General features: G+C 51.5%; 18 protein-coding genes. All 18 read right to left on the minus strand.

Annotated elements, in window-relative coordinates:
• Positions 1-52: 52 nt before the first annotated feature.
• Complete coding sequence (locus DW720_RS10620) at positions 53-631, minus strand: 5-formyltetrahydrofolate cyclo-ligase (RefSeq protein ID WP_118749610.1); 579 nt, start codon at positions 629-631, stop codon at positions 53-55.
• 16 nt (positions 632-647) lie between these two features.
• Complete coding sequence (locus DW720_RS10625; RefSeq protein WP_022359502.1) at positions 648-875, minus strand: DUF896 domain-containing protein; 228 nt, start codon at positions 873-875, stop codon at positions 648-650.
• 90 nt (positions 876-965) lie between these two features.
• Positions 966-2,606 (minus strand): FAD-dependent protein, encoded by a 1,641-nt coding sequence (locus tag DW720_RS10630; RefSeq protein WP_118523338.1) that lies wholly within the window; start codon positions 2,604-2,606, stop codon positions 966-968.
• Positions 2,603-3,847, minus strand: a complete 1,245-nt coding sequence (locus tag DW720_RS10635; protein ID WP_118749611.1) for an NAD(P)/FAD-dependent oxidoreductase — start codon at positions 3,845-3,847, stop codon at positions 2,603-2,605. Before DW720_RS10635 ends, DW720_RS10630 begins: the two co-directional genes overlap by 4 nt.
• Before the next feature lie 84 nt (positions 3,848-3,931).
• Complete coding sequence (locus tag DW720_RS10640; RefSeq protein WP_106999838.1) at positions 3,932-4,309, minus strand: hypothetical protein; 378 nt, start codon at positions 4,307-4,309, stop codon at positions 3,932-3,934.
• A gap of 75 nt (positions 4,310-4,384) precedes the next feature.
• Positions 4,385-6,196: a polysaccharide biosynthesis protein gene (locus tag DW720_RS10645; protein WP_227589503.1), complete on the minus strand. Its 1,812-nt coding sequence runs from the start codon at positions 6,194-6,196 to the stop codon at positions 4,385-4,387.
• A complete protein-coding gene (locus DW720_RS10650; RefSeq protein ID WP_118749612.1) occupies positions 6,177-7,301 on the minus strand; it encodes a DUF3048 domain-containing protein in 1,125 nt (374 codons plus the stop codon). Before DW720_RS10650 ends, DW720_RS10645 begins: the two co-directional genes overlap by 20 nt.
• Positions 7,302-7,383: 82 nt before the next feature.
• The gene (gene ybeY, locus DW720_RS10655; RefSeq protein WP_022359625.1) at positions 7,384-7,881 is read right to left on the minus strand and encodes an rRNA maturation RNase YbeY; all 498 of its coding nucleotides are present in this window, start codon (positions 7,879-7,881) and stop codon (positions 7,384-7,386) included.
• On the minus strand, positions 7,878-8,912 hold the full coding sequence (locus DW720_RS10660; RefSeq protein ID WP_243017788.1) for a PhoH family protein: 1,035 nt from the start codon (positions 8,910-8,912) through the stop codon (positions 7,878-7,880). The genes ybeY and DW720_RS10660 overlap by 4 nt, the downstream gene beginning before the upstream one ends.
• On the minus strand, positions 8,887-10,176 hold the full coding sequence (locus DW720_RS10665; RefSeq protein WP_182431287.1) for a sporulation protein YqfD: 1,290 nt from the start codon (positions 10,174-10,176) through the stop codon (positions 8,887-8,889). The genes DW720_RS10660 and DW720_RS10665 overlap by 26 nt, the downstream gene beginning before the upstream one ends.
• Positions 10,177-10,185: 9 nt before the next feature.
• Positions 10,186-10,458, minus strand: coding sequence for a YabP/YqfC family sporulation protein (locus DW720_RS10670; RefSeq protein ID WP_106999834.1), 273 nt, complete (start codon positions 10,456-10,458; stop codon positions 10,186-10,188).
• A 65-nt stretch (positions 10,459-10,523) separates the two neighbouring features.
• Positions 10,524-12,398 carry a DUF6020 family protein gene (locus tag DW720_RS10675; protein WP_118684386.1) on the minus strand — a complete coding sequence of 625 codons (1,875 nt, stop codon included), beginning with the start codon at positions 12,396-12,398 and terminating at the stop codon, positions 10,524-10,526.
• A gap of 97 nt (positions 12,399-12,495) precedes the next feature.
• Positions 12,496-12,672, minus strand: a complete 177-nt coding sequence (gene rpsU / locus DW720_RS10680) for a 30S ribosomal protein S21 (protein WP_003504099.1) — start codon at positions 12,670-12,672, stop codon at positions 12,496-12,498.
• A gap of 137 nt (positions 12,673-12,809) precedes the next feature.
• Positions 12,810-15,419 carry an alanine--tRNA ligase gene (alaS, locus tag DW720_RS10685; protein ID WP_227589512.1) on the minus strand — a complete coding sequence of 870 codons (2,610 nt, stop codon included), beginning with the start codon at positions 15,417-15,419 and terminating at the stop codon, positions 12,810-12,812.
• A 204-nt stretch (positions 15,420-15,623) separates the two neighbouring features.
• Positions 15,624-16,466 (minus strand): lysozyme inhibitor LprI family protein, encoded by an 843-nt coding sequence (locus DW720_RS10690; protein ID WP_118749613.1) that lies wholly within the window; start codon positions 16,464-16,466, stop codon positions 15,624-15,626.
• 252 nt (positions 16,467-16,718) lie between these two features.
• Positions 16,719-17,192, minus strand: coding sequence for a ribonuclease HI (gene rnhA, locus DW720_RS10695; protein WP_022359619.1), 474 nt, complete (start codon positions 17,190-17,192; stop codon positions 16,719-16,721).
• 33 nt (positions 17,193-17,225) lie between these two features.
• Entirely contained in the window at positions 17,226-18,833 is a 1,608-nt protein-coding gene (locus DW720_RS10700; RefSeq protein WP_106999831.1) for an MBL fold metallo-hydrolase, read from the minus strand.
• A gap of 208 nt (positions 18,834-19,041) precedes the next feature.
• Entirely contained in the window at positions 19,042-20,517 is a 1,476-nt protein-coding gene (gene spoIVA, locus DW720_RS10705) for a stage IV sporulation protein A (RefSeq protein WP_106999830.1), read from the minus strand.
• Between the last annotated feature and the right edge of the window lie 76 nt (positions 20,518-20,593).

A 20,593-nucleotide genomic window follows, 5' to 3' on the forward strand; every position in this document is an offset into this window, starting at 1 on the left:
CTATTCCTGTATGCCTTTGATATGTTTCTGCTTCGCGCGAGTGCGCCAGACATTACAAAACTTTAATTGTCTGCTCCGGTGTCACAATATATGCCATTTTTTTATCGTGCTTTTCGGTTTCAAATGCCGGAAACAACTGGAATCCATAGCAGAGTCCCACCGCCATATGGTCCGGTTCTGCCGCAAAAAAGCGGTCATAATACCCCGCCCCATAACCGATGCGGTTTCCGTCCTTGGAAAACCCCACGCCAGGCGTGATCACCAGCGCTTTCGGCGCATCTGCCTCCTGACATCCGTCCGCCGGTTCCGGGATGCCATATGCTCCCGCCACAAGCTGGCTCCGATCTGTGACATAGAAAAAACGCATCTCACGCCCAAACACCCGCGGCAGCGCTACCTGGCAGCCGCGCTTTAACAGCTCGTCAATCAAATATTCCGTACTTGCCTCACCGCGCACACTCGTATAAGCATACACTGCCGTCCCGGCTGATGGAAAGAGGGGATGGAGACGTTCTAACAACGCCTCATCCCATCGTTGTTTTTCTTCTGGCAGCAGAGTCCGGCGTTTTTGAAGGACATATGCGCGAATCTCCTGTTTTGATATCTGCGATCCAGATGAATGAATAACCATCTCTTCTACCCTTCAATTAATTCTTCGTATCCGTAACGCCGCCGTATTTCTTACCCAGATCCGTAATAGAACCGTCTTTCTCTTTAATCAGTATCGAATTTAACTGTCCTCGCATATTTCCACGGATTGACTCAATGTACTCCTTCCGAAGCGCTGCCTGCTCTTTTTTCTCTTCTTCGGTCAATCCAACTGCCTGGCTCTTATGATATAACGTATTAATACGGTCAATTCTTTCCTGTTTCATCTATCATTTCTCCTCTTATAATGCTTGTTTCTTCGCAGCTACAGGCAGACATCCTTACTATAAAGCCTAAAGCCGCTGAACCATTCTCTCTCACAATTTAATTTTGGGGATAGCATACTTCGCGATAATTGCCTCTGCCGTCTTCATCCCATCCATCGCCGCCGAGGTAATGCCGCCCGCATATCCAGCGCCTTCGCCGCATGGGTAGATGCCCGCGATCGTGCTGCTCTCCATCGTCGCGTGGTCACGCGGAATCCGCAGCGGCGAGGAGGTCCGGCTCTCTACTCCGGCAAAAACCGCATCCTCGCGGTCAAAGCCATGAATCACATGTCCAAAATGTTCCATTCCCTCTAACATCGCTGCCGAAAGCGCTTCCGGCAGCACCTCCCGCAGATTTCCAAATGCAAACTGTCCTTCAAACTGTGGTGTCACTGCTCCAAATCCCGTTGAAATCCGGTTTTCCCGGAAATCTCCATAAAGCTGTACCGGGATTTTTCCGCCGCCGCAGCGGTATGCCGCTTCCTCCAGCTGACGCTGAAACGTCACGCCGCCAAGTGTGCCCGGCTGTGGAAAATCCTCCGGTGTAACGGTCACAATCAGGGCGCTGTTTGCGTTTGCACCGGCACGATCATGGTTGCTCATGCCGTTGATTGCCAGCCGTCCCGGCTCTGAGGATGCATCCACAACAAAGCCGCCCGGACACATACAGAAAGAATACACGCCCCTGCCTCCGGAGGTCTGTGCCGTCAGCTTATAGCTGGCAGCCCCCAGATTCCCGGCTTCTTCCCGTCCGTACTGGCTTAAGTTGATCTGCGTCTGTGGGTGCTGGATCCGCAGTCCCACCGCAAATGCCTTTGCCTGCATGTCGAGCGGTTTCTCTGCCAGCATCGCAAACGTATCGCGGGCGCTATGCCCGATCGCCAGCACCAGTGCCGATGCTGGAATCTCCTCCACCGTCCGTCCTGCCTCCGACGTGCCTTTACGGGCACTGACGCGGATGGAACACAAATGACCATTCTGTGTCTCAAAGTCCTCCAGACGGCAGCCAAACCGTACCTCACCGCCCAGACTCTCTATCTCACTTCGAATATTCTTTACCACCGTCCGCAGAACATCCGTTCCAACGTGCGGCTTGTTCACATAGGTAATCGCCGGATCCGCGCCCGCCTGCGCCAAGATTTTCAGCACTTCCTTATTCCGCCCAGACGGATCCTTGACCAGCGTATTCAGCTTTCCATCTGAAAACGTACCGGCACCGCCCTCGCCGAACTGCACATTGCACTCCGGATCCAGCGTTCCATCTGTCCAATAGCGTGCAACCGCCTTTGCACGGCTGTCCGCATCCAGCCCCCGTTCCAGAATAAGCGGGCGATATCCGGCACGCGCCAACATCAGACCACAAAACATACCTGCCGGACCAAAGCCCACGATTACCGGTCGTTCCCGAAGCGGCTCTATTCCCGGATCGGGCAGGCGGTACGCCTCTTCCTTTCGGATCTGCACATTTACACTGCGCGCACGTTTGACAATCGCCGCCTCTTTCCCTGCCACTGCAACATCTAATGCATATAAATAGTACAGATCTGGCTTTTTGCGCGCATCCAGAGACTGGCGCACCAGCTCCACCGACTGTATCTGATCTGCCGATACTCCCATCATTTTGGCAGTTTTCTTGCGAAGATCCGCCTCACTGTGGCTGACCGGCAGTTTTACCTGATTTACTCGTATCATTTATCTGACTCCCTTCCAGCACATTTTCCAGCTGCTGCACCGCTGCTCCACGCCCACTGGAGATTATAACCGCCGCAGATGCCATCGACATCCAGAATCTCCCCGGCAAAATATAACCCTTTTACCTTCTTCGATTCCATCGTCTGTGCGTCAACCTCCCGCACATCGACGCCGCCGCAGCAGATCTGTGCCTGTTCAAAGGAATTTGTACCGTTCACGCTGACCTCAAACCGGCAGAGCAGATCCCCCAGCGTCTGAATCTGTGCCTCTGTCAGGCTGCCAACCGTCCGATCTGGCCGGATTCCTGCCTGTTTTAAAAACAGAGCTGCCAGTTTTTTATGTATCCAGCCGGAAAAAAAGTCCTCCACCTGCCGTTCTTTCAGGCGCTCACTCCGCTCTTTTAATATCCGACGTGTCTCCGTTTCCGGGCATTCCGGATAAAAATTGAGTACCGCCCGTACATCCCGTCCCTCATCGAGCGCGCGCGCCGCAAAGCGGCTGACCTGGAAAACCGGAATCCCCGAAATACCATAATCCGTAAGCTGCACCTCGCCCTTGTCCTCCGCCAGCTTTCTGCCATCGCTGTAGAGTATCACAGAGGCATCCGCGCGTACTCCGGCGAGCTGTTTAAAGAACTTTTCCGGGCAACGAAGCTGAACCAGTGCCGGAAGCGGCTTGATGATATGGTGTCCCAGCCGTTTCGCCAGCTTATATCCGCTTCCATCCGAACCTGTACCCGGTGCCGCCTTGCTGCCGCACGCCAGAATCAGCGTCTCGCCCGAAAAGCTCCCCTGGGACGTCTTCACTTCAAACCGGTGTTTCGCATCTTCGCGCGGCGTGATCGAGAAAACTTCACATTCCGTCACCACCTGAACCGACTCCCGCGCAAGTCCCAGACGGAGTGCATCTAAAACAGCGCTTGCCTGCCCGGAATATGGGTACAGATATCCGTCCCGCTCCCGCGTCAAAACGCCGAGATCCTCAAAATATTCCAGTGTCATCGGAAGCGTAAACGCCCCAAGCGCCTTCCATGGAAAATCCGGCTGACCACTGCGGTAGCAGAACGGCTCCTGCAAACGGTTTGAAAGGTTACAGCGTCCATTGCCGGTAGACAGGATCTTCTTGCCGACCCGGTCTTTATGTTCCAGCAGAACCACCTGAGCGCCCTCCCTGGCAGCAAAAATGGCAGCCGTCATTCCGGCTGCTCCCGCTCCCACTATGATTACTTTATTCTGACTCATCCCTATTTCCCTTCCTGACCGTTTGCTTCGTACCGTTCATACGCGGACTTTCTTCTTTGTTTTTTGACTGTATTATAATCACATCTAACTGCTGAAAGACTCCAGATAGTGAAACACATCCGTCATTGTGTCGAACCAGACTCCTTCCAGCAGTTTTTCCTGTTCTTCCACGGAAAATTCTGAGAGCGGCATATGGGTCTGGAAACAGACTTCTCCGCTTGTTCCGTCAAAGATAAGCAGCATCCCATCCTCCGCCGTCAGACAATAGCCGGATTGTTTCTCCGCCACTTCCGGTTCCGGGTTCAGAACCGCATTATTCTCCGGCATCCGCTCTGACTCATACACGCGCCCCGGTACCGGTTCCGCCCGCCGTGGACGGTACCACCAGAGCCCTGCCGCCAGAAGCAGAAGCATTGCAAAACAAAAAAGCGCCGCAAACAGTATTCCCTGATATTTTCTCATAATAAGGATACCTCCTGTTGTGTATCCTTATTATTCACTTTTTTCTAAATTTTAATCATAACTAAATTTCTAACCCTACATCAGATGCAGCTTCCGGCAGATGCGTGTGAGTTTCCGTCCCATCGGCATCGAATACATCTCATCTTCCTCGATACAGTGCAGCTTGATAAGAAGCACGCCATATACCGCGACCGCAACAAGCACCGCCAGCAGCGTTCCCAGCACATTGCTGTGGATCACCAGCGTAACCCCACGGTACACGCCATATGCCGCCGCGCCCATAAATGCTGCGCTGATCGCCGGCAGCAGGAAGGTCTTGACCATCTCCTGGCGGTAACCGAGTGTGTTGCGGATCGCGATCGCATTTAAAATGCACATAAAGAGCGCAAATAAAATACTTGCAAATACCATACTATAGATACCCATATTGAAGATCATCAGCATAATATACAGCGCAATCACGTGTAATGCCAACGAAATCAAGGCGTTCCGCACCGGAACATTCATCCGGTTAAGTCCCTGTAAGATTGCATTGGTAACCGTCGAAAGCGACAGGAAGATAACGGCTGAAGCGCCAATCATCATCATACGGATCGCTTCCGCATTGTTGCCGCCCCGGAATAACAGGTTATTGACCGGTGCTGAAAGTACCGTCAGCCCCACCGCCGACGGAATCGCAATCAGCATAGCAAACCGGATCGCAAGGGCTGTCTTTTCAATCGCCGCCTTTCGGTCCTTACGCGCTATTGCACCGGACAGCGAAGGAATCAGCGACGAGGACAGTGAGTTCGCCATCGCAAGCGGGACGTGTACCAGCAGCATATATTTGTTGTTGTAGATACCCCAGAGGGCTAAAAACTCTTTGCCGCGTCCCAGCGACTCCATGCCGTGCGCCATGATACCGTTGTCAATAACCGAGTTAATATTGTAAACACCCGAGCTTACGATAACCGGAATAACGGTAAAGAAGAAGATTCTCGAAATCTGACGGTAGGAATCCACACTACCGCTCCGATCCTTGGCAATCCGCCGTTTTGCCGTCGGACGGTAGAGTAAAAACAATACCAGCACAAATAACAGGGCTGCAAACGCGCCGCTTCCTGTGCCGATCGTACCGCCTGCCGCGCCAAATGCCTGTGCATATCCATCTTTTCCATATACTTTCGCTGTATCCAGTCCCACCTTGAAAAGGACGCTGGCGGCCACCACACTGATAATCGCGTTGACCACCTGCTCCAGGATCTGGGAGATCGCCGTCGGAATCATCGTTCCATGTCCCTGGAAATAACCGCGCAGCACGCCCAGATACGCCATGATCCAGATCGTTGGCGCAAGTGTGCGGAGTGCATACACGCAGAACGGCGTGTTAAACAAGGTCGTTGCAAAAAAGCCTGCAAAATTCCAGGTAATAAAGCATGCCAGACCACCTACGACCGTCGCATAGACAAGCGCCGCCCGCAGAACACGGTTCATATTGCGGTACTGCCCTTTCGCAAGGCGGGCCGCTACCATCTTCGACACCGCCAGAGGCAGACTGTACGATGAAAGGATCAGCATGATATTATATACGTTGAATGCCGTCGAATAATATCCCATGCCCTCATCGCCGATGATATTCGTCATCGGGACGCGGTACAGAATACCGATCAGACGCACAATGATACCGGCAACTGCCAGGATCGTACCCTGAATGACAAAATTTTCTTTTCTCACCGGAACCGCTTCCGGCTTCCGGCTGCTTCCTGACCGGTTACGGCTTCTGCCCGCACTTTCCCGGCTGCCTCCAGCTGCTTCTTCTCTACGTCCTGCCGTGCGCTGCCGGCTGATTATCTCTCTTTCTGTCTCTTCCCGCATTCCGGGTTTTCTTCTACTCCGTCTGTTCTCCATAGAATTCCGCCTTATCCATACGGTCATTCGGAAGGATGCAGACCCAGGTCTTGCCCGGATTCAGCTTGATTTCCTGACCGTCCATATCGTAATACTTTGTGACGCCGTAAGCGCCGTCTTTTTCCCAACGAATCAGAATGCCGTGTCCATTTGTAAAATAATACCCCGTCGCCGGTGTATGGACATCAATATCCAGATATTCCGTCGGTTTATAATATTTCCACAAACAGTATTGGAAAATAATATTTTTAACCGCTATCTGTCCTTCATCTCCCATATGCGGACCGCCATACTGATACCGGTAGTACAGCCCGTCCTCCGGGTGATACTCAAACCAGGGATTGCTTAACTGATAACCTGGCACTACTTTGGCCGCTGCGATACCATCCTCAAAGCACACCGGCGCACTCTCCGGCGCAAAAGTATAATGCCCCTCATAGCTCTCCGGGTACGCATCCGCATAACCGCTCGCCTCGATCGCCTGGCGCAGCTTTGGTCCCGATGCATAGGCATTGTGCGGGGTCTTCCGATCCTTGGTCCGGAAATACGCAGATGTCCCATTGCCTTTGATTCCATCTAAATGTTCCATCTGCTCCAGATACGGAAGTGCAAACGTATTTTGCCCATAATGTGCATAGACCGCCTCAAATTCCCTTGCAAAAAAAGTATAGTATGGGCGGCAGCTCCGGACGGAACCGATCCGGTCCAGATCGTCATAGTCCTCTATCAGTGCCATATAGCGGTTCATGCTGCCTTCCACCGGTGCCTCATAGACCACTCCGGCATGGTTGATGCCATACTGCGGAAGCGCCGCCTTGTCATTGCTCATCATGATTGCGAGCGGACGGCGGTTCGCCTTTGCGACATCCGTCCATTCCCCGGTCAGATAACTCTGTATCTTCCCGTCTTTTTCGCAGCGTTCCTCCGGCTCTGCTTCCGGCTGCGTTTCGGCCTCCGTCTCTGTATTTAAGGACAGCTCACGTGTCTCCTCCTGTGTCTCTGCTACCGTTACCGATATTTCTTTGTGAGCCGAACAGCCTGACAGCCAGCAGACTGCCATCAGAGTCAGTGCCAGTGCCCTTATTTTCCAACTGCTTTTTTTCATTCCGTACTTCCCCCATCACATCCCCATATGCCTCATTTCCCGAATGGGCTCTCCCCTTTCCCTCCGGTTCTTTTCCCTGCTTTTAGCGCGTATACCCTTTGCCAGCCAGGATTTCCTCCTGTTTTTTCTCCATCACAAGACGTTCGTCATCTTCCATATGATCGTAACCGCACAGGTGCAGCATACTGTGTGCCACTAGGAACGCCAGTTCGCGCTCCTTAGAATGACCGTATTTCTCTGCCTGCTCGTCTACCTTATCGATCGAGATCACGATATCGCCCAGAAGAAGTTCGCCCGTCTCCGGGTTAAAATAGTCCTCTGACTGCTCTTCCAACCGTTCAAAATCGGACGGCACATCGTAATCACCCATCGGAAAAGAGAGGACGTCGGTTGCCCGGTCAATTCCTCGGAATTCCTTATTAATACGATGAATCTCCTCATCATTTGTCAGGACTACATTGACCTCCGCCTCATACGGGCATTTTTCATAATCGAGCGCCGCAACCACGATCTCCTCGATGATCGGCCGGTAATCTATCTCCCACTCCCGCTCTGCTTCATATTCGATCTGGATTGTCATCTGTTCTTTCTTCCTCCATCTTTCCGGTCACGCGTCCCGGAACTATTTCTCCGGAAACCGCGGGACGCATCCGCATCTTTTTTCTCATACGCATCGTATGCCTCTACGATCTTCTGTACCAGCGGATGGCGGACTACATCGCTGCTGGTCAGATAGCAGAAACCAATATCGTCAATTTTCTTGAGTACATGAATCGCCGTATCCAGTCCGGACGCAGCTCCGGCAGGCAGATCCTTTTGCGACTGGTCGCCCGTCACGATCACCTTGGAACCAAAGCCGATACGTGTCAGGAACATCTTCATCTGTGCCGGGGTCGTATTCTGCGCCTCATCGAGAATGATGAACGCATTATCCAGGGTACGACCACGCATGTACGCAAGCGGCGCCACCTCAATCAAGCCCTTCTCAGAATTGTGCAGGTAACTTTCTGCCCCCATAATCTGATACAGCGCATCGTAAAGCGGACGCAGGTACGGATCGATCTTGCTCTGCAGATCGCCCGGCAGAAAACCCAGTTTTTCCCCCGCCTCGATCGCCGGACGCGTCAGGATGATCCGGCTTACCTCGCCACTCTTAAATGCCTGTATCGCCATCGACATCGCCAGATACGTTTTTCCGGTACCCGCCGGACCGATGCCAAATACAATCATCTTCTTGCGGATCAGGTCCACGTACTGTTTCTGTCCCATCGTCTTCGGTTTGACCGGCTTGCCCGTGATCGTCCGGCAGATGATATCCTTATCGATCTCGAGAATCTGATCATCCTTCTCCGTGAAGGACAGCGACAGGGCGTAATCAACATTCTGCTCGGTAACGGTATTGCCGCGCTTGGAAAGCTCTAACAGATTGTTGAACACACTCTTCGCCTGCCGGATCGTCTGCTCCGGACCGATGATTTTCAGCGCGCCGTCGCGTGTGATCATCGTCACGTGCAGCGTCCGCTCAATCTTTTTCAGATACGCGTCAAACTGTCCGCATACATTCCGCTCATGTTCCATCGGAATATCAATCATTGTCTCTATTATGCTCATTCCTTTGCTGTTCTCCTTGTGTCACAACTTGAATCGGCTCCTCCGTCTGAAGCCGTACCTCAAAATGGCAGACTCCGCCATTTATTAGTATTCTACCATCACTTGCCATAATATGTACACCTTTTTCGATCAATTTTTCTTCCGTCTCCTTTTGAAATGCCGCTGACAGCGCCGCAAGCTCTGGTTCTGTATACCTTTTTTCGCAGACAGACGTCTCCCGGTACTCACTCCACCCGACAGAAAGCGGCAGATAAAAATCAAGCGGGAGCCGCAATTTCCGGTACTCCGTCCGGATCGTCCAGGCAGGTTTCATCCGCCTGCTTCGTCTGAAAAAGCCCCATTGCTCCGCCATATCGAATGTATGTTCTATCATATCATAAAATTCTGGAATTTTCCAGTAAAATGTGTGTGTTCCTGCTTCCAAAGCAATTCCGTATCGTTTCTTTCCCGTTTCCGTCCGCATTTCCCTCCAGAGCGGAAGCTCCTTTCTCCCGACCCGCTCCCGGATCCCATATATATCCGCATCCGCCCGCACCCGGTAAGAGGAAATTTCTTCGCCTCCATCATCTGTGATCGGCACCGTTCCCGACACCAGAAGCTGCCCCTTTTCCACCGTATCTCCCGCCTGCACAAGCGGGATTCCGCTCCGGACGACTACCGACGTGATCCGCGCGTCGGATGCCGCCGCCAGATCGCACGCCTCGCCGGACTCCACTTCCTGACGGACCGGAACCTCGCTCTCCCGCAGGCGGATGAAAAGGCGCGTCCCATGCAGGCGCACCGACACCCAGGTGATATCTTCAAATGACTCCCGCAGTTCTTCCTCCAGCCTCGCACAGGAAATCCGCTTCTTGGGAATTCCCTCTTCAATCTGCAGCGTCTGGAGGTAATGATTCAGCTCACTTTCGGTATAACGCCGGTTTCCACTCCAGTCGATCTCCCAGACAAATTGTGCCAGAAACAATAATAACAGAAAAAAAAGGACGAAGCTGACCGCCCACCCTTTCCGTTTCCGGTTCCGCCAGAGAAACACCGGCAGTCCACGCTTTTCAACGATATGCAGACGGACTCCCGCTTTTCTTGCCAGTGGCGCACACCGCTTAAAATCGCGGATTTCCATATAAAACAGCAGATTTTCCTGCTCTTTTTTTACCTGCCAGACATTTAAACCTGCCAGCGTACAGAGATTCAGGAATCTCTCCGGGGAGGTGCCGCGCATGTTAAGCCGCACTATCCCATGTAGAAGGTGTCTTACCTTCGCCATACTCATTCCTCACAGCACCCCAAATTCGACAGACACAATCTGCCCCGTGACCCGCAGATTGTCGCGGTCATAATACTCAATCGAAAGCCCTTTCCCCTTGATAGTAAGCCGGATGTTCTTTCCCGTCAGCCGCAGCATTTCGTCGGAAAAAAAGAGAATGCTCCTGTAATTTTCTACCACAGCCGCCCGACTGCCGGTAAAATACAGAAGCATCTCTCCGAGAACGACGTCCTCCGGCAGATGAAGTGCCGAAACGATCGCTTTTTTCTGTCTGCCAAACAAGCGCCTACCGCCTATTTCATTGTTATTATCTAATATATGTAGGAAAGCAGAAACTATGCCGTTTACTATTTTCCCGTCAAACCCACTATCATTTCCAGCATCCGCGGCACACAGTAAATCAACGGCAATGCATACCGCAGGGAAACCACCGGTCCCAGCAGAAGTGTTCCCCAGCAGCCTAGCAGAAGCATCAGCGGAATGATCTCATACGCCCGGTGCTTCCAGACTGCAAATCCTGCCGCAAACAGCATCAGCCAGAACGGAAATGCCTGATTGAGAAGCACCGACAGCACCGGAACCGACTGGAATGCCGGTGTCAGTGTCGCCTCCCTCAACCAGTCCGAAAGCGCCTGAAAATGGCTGTTACGCGTGATATGCAGGATATTTAAATTACCTTCCAAGTATGCCCCATCGTATAAAATATAGCTGATCCAGTACTGGCTGTCTCCCATATACCAGTACCCCCAGTTCCCCATCAGAAATGAATCCAGATAAATACCCGGATGGCGCTTCCCGATTTCCGCCCAGGTCCGCACGAAACGTCCCATATCTGCCTGCATCACTTCCGTATGGAATCCATTTTTCACTGGATCCGCATTGACACGGACATACTCACTGAGCGCCTGCGGGTCAATCAGCGTCTCGATATATTCCTTTTCCTCCGGCGTCAATTTCTCCGGAACTTCATGATACATGCGCGCCAGCTGCTGCATCGGCACGCACAGCATCTCCCTCGCATCGCCCTTTCCCACGCCGAACGCCGTTGGAATCGGACCGGATAAAACATACCATAAAGCTGCCACCAGCAGAGATGCCCCGATAAACCAGTTTCTGCGATACACTTTTTTTCGTAAAAACAGGCAGACTGCCAAAACAAAAAACAGGAACACATAGATTCCCTGATTTCGGAACAGGCACATGAAAAACACACTCACAAAAAAGAGCAGCCAATCACCCGACTTTCCCACTTCTTTCCGAGAACCTGTTCCGTTCGGATTTTTCTCTTTATCCAGCTCTCTTTCTTTATCCAAATCCTCTTTCTTCTGGCACATTCCCCGCCAAAAATGCTCCGGATCCTCCGCCAGACAACATGCCGTATCAAATGCCAGCAGGAAAAATGCGCCAAAGAGCACATCCTTCGTCGTGACAAAGGAAAAGACCGTCAGATACGGATTCAGGATCCAGAACGTCCACGAAGCGACGCAGATCCATCGCGGTGCCCGCCGCGCTTTCATCCGGCACAGACACAGGGAAAAGACCGCACTCATAAAAAACGACTGCGACAGCGCATACAGCGCCATCCCTGCCTGATAGGTATGGAACAGACGCCCCGCAATCTTCATGCAGAGTCCCAGATATAGCGTGTGAATTAATGGATGGTGAGTTGTCAGCGGCAGTTTTCCATAAAACTGAAGGAGCTGCGCGGACGCATCGTAAGAATAAATGCCCGGATAAACCGCCAGAAAAACCGGAAGATAGACGCACCAGGAGAGAAACATCCATTTCAGCCATGTCCCCAAATCCGAATTTTTCGCTGCGCGCTGTTTCGATTCCCGTCCCTGGCTTTCCACATCGCGGCTGCTTCCCTGGTCTTCGCAGTCTTTCCCCCTCCGTGCTTGCGTCCGTTTCTGGCAACTGTTCACAGGCAGGAATTTTCCGAACTGAAAATCCCGTATCTCAGGCCAGCCACGCCCCAAAGCATCCAGTCCCACACAAATCGCCCAGACCATCACCGTCATACACACCACCCAGCCCGCCAACTGTCCCAAAAACTGACCCGCCGTCCGGTAAATCAGCTCATTGCGGCTGTAACGGATTCCCAGAAGAATCATCAGCCCCATCAAAACACCCAGCACAAGGCTGACTGCTGCCAGGCGCCGATCCGCAATATATTGTTTCAATCCCTTTCCCCGTCTCTCATTTTCCTGCTTCTCTCTCATGCCCCTCACTCCATCATCCGCCACATCGCATTTCTTCTCTTTCTCCTATTGCACAAAAAAGTCCTGGTTCATATGAAAACCAGGACTTTTGCGTTACTTAATTGTATTTGCGTTTTCTAGCAGCTTCGGATTTCTTTTTACGACGAACGCTCGGTTTCTCGTAATGCTCTCTTTTCCGAATCTCCTGCTGGATACCAGCCTTAGCACAGTTTCTTTTGAATCTGCGTAAAGCGCTGTCCAGACTCTCGTTATCTTTAACGATTACATTTGACATAGCTCACACCTAACCTCCCTCCAGTTGTGTAATAAGTGCATATTAATACAACTGTATGGGTATTTTTTTAGCACTAAAAAGATTATATCATAAAAAAATGATACGTCAACAACATTTTACATTTTTTTATGATTTTTTTATTTTACTTGCTCTGCTACTACTTCTGCCGCTTTTTCAAGGGCTGCTGCAATACCAGACGGATTCTTTCCGCCAGCCTGTGCCATGTTCGGACGGCCACCGCCGCCGCCGCCGACAAGACCTGCGATTGCTTTGATTAAGTTTCCAGCATGTGCACCCTTCTTCATCGCACCGTCAGTTACAGAAGCCATCAGGCTTACCTTGCCATCCAGAGTAGATGCAATCAGAACAACGCCGTCGCCCAGCTTCTCTTTCAGCTGATCGCCCAGATTACGCAGACCGTTCATATCTACATCCTTAACCTCAACTGCCAGCAGCTTCACGCCGTTTACATCCTGTACCTGGTTCATAACATCGCCCAGAGAGTCGTTCGCCAGCTTACTTTTTAACTTCTCGTTCTCTGCGTGCAGAGTCTTGATCTCCTCTAACATGGACTCAATCTTGCTGCTCAGTGCCGCCGGAGTGGTCTTTGCCAGTTTCGCCGCCTCATGCAGCTCATTCTCTACCTCTTTGTAGTGGTTCATCAAACCGGTGGAGGTCAGCGCCTCGATACGGCGGACGCCTGCTGCAATACCAGCCTCAGAGAGAATCTTGAAGGATGCAATTGTGCCTGTGTTGGATACGTGTGTACCGCCGCAAAGCTCGGTGGAGAAATCTCCCATCTTGACAACACGGACTTTCTCGCCGTACTTCTCTCCAAACAGTGCCATCGCGCCCGTCTTCTTTGCCTCATCCAAGGACATAACATCGGTTACAACCGGCAGGGATGCTGCAATCTCATCATTTACAATCTTTTCAACCTTCTCTATCTCCTCTGGAGTCATCGCAGAGAAATGAGTAAAGTCGAAACGCAGACGGTCACGGGTTACCAGGGAACCAGCCTGCTCTACATGGCTACCAAGTACGGTACGCAGCGCTTTATGAAGCAGATGGGTTGCGGAATGGTTGCGGGAAGTCAGTTCACGGTTTTCCTTGTCAACCGACATGGTTACTTTTTCTCCCACCTCGAACATACCCTTTACTACAACACCGACATGACCGATCTTGCCACCCTGTAAATGAATGGTATCTTTTACTTCAAACACAGAGCCGTCCGGAGCGGTAATCTGACCGAAGTCACCCTCCTGACCACCCATGGTTCCGTAGAACGGAGTTTCCTTGGTAATAATTGTACCAGTCTGACCGTCAGTCAGTGCCTCTACAATCTCATCCTCGGTCGTCAGAACGGAAATCTCGGATTCCGCTGTCAGACGATCATAGCCGATAAACTCAGTTGTAATAGCCGGATCGATGGACTGATATACCGTAACATCCGCGCCCATATAGTTAGTCGTCTTTCTCGCCGCTCTCGCCTGTTCTTTCTGGCGTTTCATCGCTGCGTTGAAGCCGTCCTCATCGATACCGAGACTCTTCTCCTCGAGAATCTCACGGGTTAAATCGATCGGGAATCCATACGTATCGTAGAGCTTGAATGCGTTGTCGCCGGACAGCACTTTCTCGCCCTTCTTGTTCATATCTTCTTCCATATCAGCAAGGATCGCAAGACCCTGATCAATGGTTCTGTTGAACTTATCCTCTTCCTCCGAAAGAACCTTGAAAATCATCGCGCTCTTCTCTTCCAGTTCCGGATAACCATCCTTGGAAAGGTCGATAACGGTGCGGGACAGAGCTGCTAAGAACTCACCCTCGATGCCAAGTTTTTTGCCATGGCGTGCTGCACGGCGCAAAAGGCGGCGCAGAACATATCCGCGTCCCTCGTTGGATGGCATAATGCCATCGGAAATCATGAAGGTGCAGGACTTGATATGATCCGCTACAATACGCAGAGAAATATCGGTCTCATGATCTTTCTGATATTCGGTATGTGCCAGCTCGCAGACACGGTCTAACAGAGCTTTGTTGGTATCAACCGTAAACAGGGAATCTACATCCTGTACGATCACTGCCAGACGCTCCAGACCCATTCCGGTATCAATGTTCTTGTGCTCCAGCTCGGTGTAGTTGCCGTGACCGTCGTTGTTAAACTGGGAGAATACATTGTTCCATACCTCCATGTAACGGTCACACTCGCAGCCTACCGTGCATCCCGGTTTGCCGCAGCCGTATTTCTCACCGCGGTCATAGTAAATCTCAGAACACGGACCGCACGGACCAGCGCCATGCTCCCAGAAGTTATCCTCTCTGCCAAAGCGGAAAATACGCTCTGCCGGAATACCCATCTCTTTGTTCCAGATATCAAATGCCTCGTCATCGCTCTCGAACACAGACGGATAGAGGCGATCCGGATCAAGTCCGACAACCTCGGTTAAAAATTCCCAGGACCAGTGAATCGCTTCCTCTTTGAAATAATCACCGAAGGAGAAGTTGCCAAGCATCTCAAAAAAGGTACCATGACGGGCAGTCTTACCGATATTCTCGATATCGCCGGTACGAATACATTTCTGACAGGTACATACTCTTGTTCTCGGCGGAATCTCCTGACCCGTAAAATATGGCTTTAACGGAGCCATACCAGAGTTGATAAGCAGAAGGCTGTTATCATTATGCGGAACCAGAGAGAAACTCTTCATTGCCAGATGTCCCTTGCTCTCAAAAAAGTCTAAGAACATCTTTCTAAGTTCGTTCACACCGTATTTTTTCACGTTGCTTCCTCCTATAGTTACTTCTATTTAAGTAAAATTTTCCTCATTCTTTATATCCTATCATAGGAATTTACATTTCGCAAGAGGTTTATCGGTACAAAAAGTGTGTAAAAATGGGACCCTTACCGCAATTCTATATGCCGCAAAAGTCCCATTTTCTAATTTTTTTCACTACTCTGCCGGAAGATACGATTCATACAAATCCAAAAGCTCATACGCCCGATCCCGCGTCGAATTTGCCAGCGACGCCGTGTACTCGACATTTTCCATCGTGCCGCCCTTGTAGCGCTCCGCCGCCTGTTTCGCCGCCGTATCACGTTCCCGGATCCATCTGCGTTCCAGACCACGCAGCGTGTCTGTCTCCTCGTCTGGAAGCACCGCCATGATTGCCTGATAAATCTGATTTAATTCGGCATCCCAGAGCCGGTACTCATACGCGACCGCCTCCCGCATCGCGTCGGTCGTATTCGCACTTCCCGAATTTTCCAGGTTTTGAATCGTATTCTCGATCTCGCCCAGCCGGTTCCGGTAATCTTCCGCTGTCCGGTCCGAGCCTGCACCTGTCCCGGAGGACGCGCCTCGCGCAGGAGATACAATTCCATTTTCAACCGGGGACGCAACCGCCCCTGTATTCACAGAATGATCCGACTCATCGCCCGCGCTCTGCTTCTCTGCCGCCTTAGCAGCCGCCCGATTATCTGCACGTTTTTCCTTTTGTTCACCTAAAGACTGGACAGAAACATCTCCTTCCGCCTGCATACAGGCTCTATCTTCTGTCCCCACGCTTTCCGCATGCGCCATTTTTTTAGAAGATGGCTCCGGCGCATCCTCCGCCAGACCATTTTCCGCTGCTTCCGCCGCAAATGGTTCCGCCTCATACATCGCCTCCGGTCCGACCGTCAGGCTTCTCTCACTTCCCGCCTGCTCCCGGATATAACGCCGCGTTGCCGCCGTCGTCACAATCCCCAGCACCAGAATCAAACCGAGGGCAGCGATCATTCCTTTATTTTTCAAATTACTCTCAACCGCCTTTGCTATTCCTGTTCACTTGATAATTTTAAAATAGCACATTTAATACGGTTTGAAAATAGATGATCGAAAGATGTAAACATATCGTAAGGGTTGTTATAGTAACTACTCACATGTAGGAATTTTCTGAACTGAAAATTCCGTACAATACAGTTCCGGATGCAGATTTTGCCGATTTGGAATGCGAAGCATCGGTAAAATCCTGTTACTGGTCACACATGTGTGAGCAGTAACGAGCTATACCCCCGGATCCACCATCAGCTCGTCCCCATCCGCCGCCGAAGTAGCCAAAAAGTCACATCTCTCATTCTCCGGATGCCCATTATGCCCCTTCACCCAGAAAAACGAAATCTGATGGGGTTCCTTGGCAGCGAGCAGGCGCTTCCATAGATCTACATTCTTAACCTCCTCATTTTTGCCGCGTTTCCAGCCCTTTTTGATCCAACCCTCGATCCAGTGCTGGTTAAAAGCGTTGACGAGATACTGGGAATCTGAATAGAGTTCAATCTCGCAGGGGCGGTTGAGCGCCTCGAGACCGGCGATGGCTGCCATCAGCTCCATACGGTTGTTCGTAGTTCGTTTGTAGCCGCCGGAAATCTCTTTCGTGTGCAGTTTTCCTGCCGGATCTACATAGTGAATGACGGTTCCAAATCCGCCCGGACCATCTGGATTGCCGCGGGCGGCGCCGTCTGTGTATATAGTTACTTTCAAGTCAGAAATCTCCTTTATGTCTATTATTGAAGCTTAGCGGTCCCACTTATCGCAGAGCGAGTTGATCTGGTCGGCAAAACGTGCTAAATCTTTGTTCGCCCCGCCCTCGTTATGCATAACAACACGGCGCAGGCGGTCGCAGGCTGCCAGCAGGCGGGCAAATACACCAGCCGCTTTCTTCGTTGCTTCGTTCACTGCCGGTTTCTGAATCGGAATACCCTTCGTAACAGTCACGAAGCATCCCTCTTTCAGGTCGTAGGAACTGCCGGAGAACGGAGCCATCGCATTGATGCCGTAAGTCTCCTTGACCGTCTCTGCAAATGCATCGCACACTGTGTCATCGCCGTGTACCACGAAGACCTGGGACGGTTTTTCCATAAAACTGCCAACCCACTCCAAAAGCCCGGTCTCGTCCGCATGGCCGCTGATGCCCTCGATCTTCTCGATCCGTGCTTTGACCTCGATCGACTCACCGAACAGCTTCACTTCCTCGCGTCCCTCAATAATGCTGCGTCCCAGTGTGCCGACTGCCTGATAGCCAGCAAACAAAATCGTACACTCCGGTCTCCAGAGGTTGTGTTTCAGATGATGGCGGATACGACCCGCATCACACATGCCGGCTGCCGAGATGATAACCTTCGGTTCCTCGTTGAAGTTGATTGCAACGGAATCGCTGCTGGTGATCGAGAGATGCAGACCCGGGAAAGAAATCGGATTGATGCCCTTTTTTACCAGCTCCTTCGTCTCTTCATTGTAGCAATCCATCATATTGTCCTTGAACACGCCGGTCGCTTCCACCGCCATCGGGCTGTCTAAGTAAACCGGAAATACGCCGTGCCCGGTTACAAGGTTCTTCTCCTTGATAATACGGATGTAATTCAACACTTCCTGCGTTCTGCCGACCGCAAATGCCGGGATCACGACATTGCCGCCCTTATCCAGCGTCTCCTGAATCACGCGGGCAAATTCTTCCACGTGATCGCCTGTATTCTTGTGGAACCGACCGCCGTAAGTACTCTCCATGACAACATAATCTGCCTGACGGATGTACTGCGGGCTGCGGATGAGCGGCTTGTTTTTGTTACCGATATCACCTGAAAATACAATCTTCTTGGAACAATCGTCTTCCTTCATCCAGATCTCGATCGAAGCCGAACCAAGCAGATGTCCCACATCGACAAACCGAATCTCCAGATTGTCATTCAGACGGATAATCTCATTGTAATTGCAGGGGACAAAGTGATGCAGTACCCCTTCTGCATCGTTCATCGTGTAAATCGGTGTCACCTCCGGTTTTCCGGCACGCATGGCTTTCCGGTTTTTCCACTCCGCTTCTGACTCCTGGATATGGGCGCAGTCTTTCAGCATGATATCACACAGATCGCAGGTCGCGCGCGTCGCCATAATCTGTCCGCGGAATCCCCTCGCATAGATAAGCGGAAGCAATCCCACATGATCAATATGGGCGTGCGTCACCAGCACATAGTCCACATCCGAATACGGAATCGGAAGTTCTGCATTTTCATACTTGTTGATCCCCTGTTCCATACCGCAGTCAATCAGAATATTCAGTCCGCTTGCCTCCAGGAAATGACAGCTGCCTGTAACCTCATGATCCGCACCGATAAATGTAAGCCTCATAAAATCAGCCCCCTGTTCTGTCGTTTATGTTTCCGCATACCCCTTGCGGAAAATGTTTTTGCTATTAGCTTCATTATAACTGATTTCTGACAATTTTGCAATTTCCCCGATAAAGTTTCGATAAAATTTTCATAAAATCACCTTATCTGTCCCACATTCCCATTCCAGACAACGCACCATTTTCCCAACAAGAGCCAGACCTATTCTATTATATAATAATACAGATCATCCCCCCATTGCTGTCATTGATGATTTTCTGCAGCGTATCCTGCAGCTTCACCTGGCAGTCCTCAGTGAGCTGGGAGATCTTGGCCTGAATCCCGTCATCGACGATCTGGGCGATTGATTTTCCAAAAATATTGGTTTCCCAGATGCCTTCCTCACCTTTTCCAGCATTCTCCCGGATGTATCGGATCAAATCCTCTGCCTGCTGTTCATTTCCCACAATCGGCGCGATCTCAGTCTCAATCTGCGCCTTGATGAGATTGATGGACGGCGCCTGCGCTTTCATTTTGACTCCATATTTATTGCCGTGGCGCACCACCTGCGGCTCATCGAGGACGATCTCCCCGCGTTCCGGCGTGACAACCCCATAGCCCTTCTTGCGCGCCTGCGTGAGCGCCACGGATGCCTTTTCATACTCGCTCTGCATCGACGCCAACCGCTTCAAGGTCTGCATCAGCTGGTACTCGCCCTCGATCGGCATTCCCACATACTCGCTGAGGATCTGATAATAATGCCCGTCGTCCAGCTCGACCACCGCCTGAACGCTGCCATCATCCATTTTCATTGATACAATCCGGATCCGGCGGATCGCTTCCCCGGTTTCCTCCGGCAGCGCCAACGCCACATCGCGCATATGTACCGTCCGATCCATCATCCCCCGGACTGCCTGTATGACCTCCGATTTAAGCCAATGGCTGTTTGGCAGAATCTCCAGCCATTTCGGAATCGAAAAATCGATCTCCGTGACCGGGAATTCCAGAAGCACCTGCCCCAGAATCTCCCGGATATCCTCGGCGCGCAGCTGTTCACAGTTGACTGGGAGCACCTGCACCTCGTATTTTTCGGTCATCCGGGCTGCCAGCGCCCGCGTCTCCTCCGAATACGGTTTCTGCGAGTTTAAAAGCACCAGAAACGGCTTTCCCAGTTTTTTCAGTTCCTGCACGGTCTTCTCTTCCGCCGGAACATAATTCTCCCGTTTCAACTCCCCGAAACTGCCGTCCGCCGTAACCACAAGCCCGATCGTCGAATGATCCGTGATGACCTTGCGCGTTCCCAGCTCGGCTGCCGCTGTAAATGGGATCTCCTCCTCATACCACGGCGTCCGCACCATGCGTTCTTTCTCGTTTTCAATATGACCGGCAGCGCCCTCCACCATGAAACCGACGCAGTCGATCAGGCGGACCCGCACCTCCACACCGTCCCCAAGCGAGAGCTTTGCCGCCTCTTTAGGGATAAATTTCGGTTCCGTTGTCATGATCGTTTTCCCCGCCGAAGACTGGGGAAGTTCATCCCGGGCACGCTCGCGGGCATGGACATCTTCCAGCCCCGGAAGGACGAGAAGTTCCATAAAGCGCTTAATAAAGGTCGATTTCCCTGTCCGAACCGGACCAACCACCCCAATATAGATCTCGCCGCCGGTTCGCGCCTGGATATCGCTGTATACATTAAAATGATCCATAAAAATACCCCCTTGGTCTGCTGATACAATGTATTCAGACCATAAGGGGGTTATGAATATTCCCATTTGGAAAGCT

The sequence above is a fragment of the Clostridium sp. AM27-28 genome, assembly GCF_003480955.1.
Taxonomy (GTDB): Bacteria; Bacillota; Clostridia; order Lachnospirales; family Lachnospiraceae; genus Otoolea; species Otoolea fessa.

Excerpts from the sequence above, each read along its gene's own strand:
- DW720_RS10620 (WP_118749610.1), bottom strand. The coding sequence starts at position 631 with ATGGTTATTCATTCATCTGGATCGCAGATATCAAAACAGGAGATTCGC.
- DW720_RS10625 (WP_022359502.1), bottom strand. The coding sequence starts at position 875 with ATGAAACAGGAAAGAATTGACCGTATTAATACGTTATATCATAAGAGC.
- DW720_RS10630 (WP_118523338.1), bottom strand. The coding sequence starts at position 2,606 with ATGATACGAGTAAATCAGGTAAAACTGCCGGTCAGCCACAGTGAGGCG.
- DW720_RS10635 (WP_118749611.1), bottom strand. The coding sequence starts at position 3,847 with ATGAGTCAGAATAAAGTAATCATAGTGGGAGCGGGAGCAGCCGGAATG.
- DW720_RS10640 (WP_106999838.1), bottom strand. The coding sequence starts at position 4,309 with ATGAGAAAATATCAGGGAATACTGTTTGCGGCGCTTTTTTGTTTTGCA.
- DW720_RS10645 (WP_227589503.1), bottom strand. The coding sequence starts at position 6,196 with ATGGAGAACAGACGGAGTAGAAGAAAACCCGGAATGCGGGAAGAGACA.
- DW720_RS10650 (WP_118749612.1), bottom strand. The coding sequence starts at position 7,301 with ATGAAAAAAAGCAGTTGGAAAATAAGGGCACTGGCACTGACTCTGATG.
- ybeY (WP_022359625.1), bottom strand. The coding sequence starts at position 7,881 with ATGACAATCCAGATCGAATATGAAGCAGAGCGGGAGTGGGAGATAGAT.
- DW720_RS10660 (WP_243017788.1), bottom strand. The coding sequence starts at position 8,912 with ATGAGCATAATAGAGACAATGATTGATATTCCGATGGAACATGAGCGG.
- DW720_RS10665 (WP_182431287.1), bottom strand. The coding sequence starts at position 10,176 with ATGGCGAAGGTAAGACACCTTCTACATGGGATAGTGCGGCTTAACATG.
- DW720_RS10675 (WP_118684386.1), bottom strand. The coding sequence starts at position 12,398 with ATGAGAGAGAAGCAGGAAAATGAGAGACGGGGAAAGGGATTGAAACAA.
- rpsU (WP_003504099.1), bottom strand. The coding sequence starts at position 12,672 with ATGTCAAATGTAATCGTTAAAGATAACGAGAGTCTGGACAGCGCTTTA.
- alaS (WP_227589512.1), bottom strand. The coding sequence starts at position 15,419 with ATGTTCTTAGACTTTTTTGAGAGCAAGGGACATCTGGCAATGAAGAGT.
- DW720_RS10700 (WP_106999831.1), bottom strand. The coding sequence starts at position 18,833 with ATGAGGCTTACATTTATCGGTGCGGATCATGAGGTTACAGGCAGCTGT.
- spoIVA (WP_106999830.1), bottom strand. The coding sequence starts at position 20,517 with ATGGATCATTTTAATGTATACAGCGATATCCAGGCGCGAACCGGCGGC.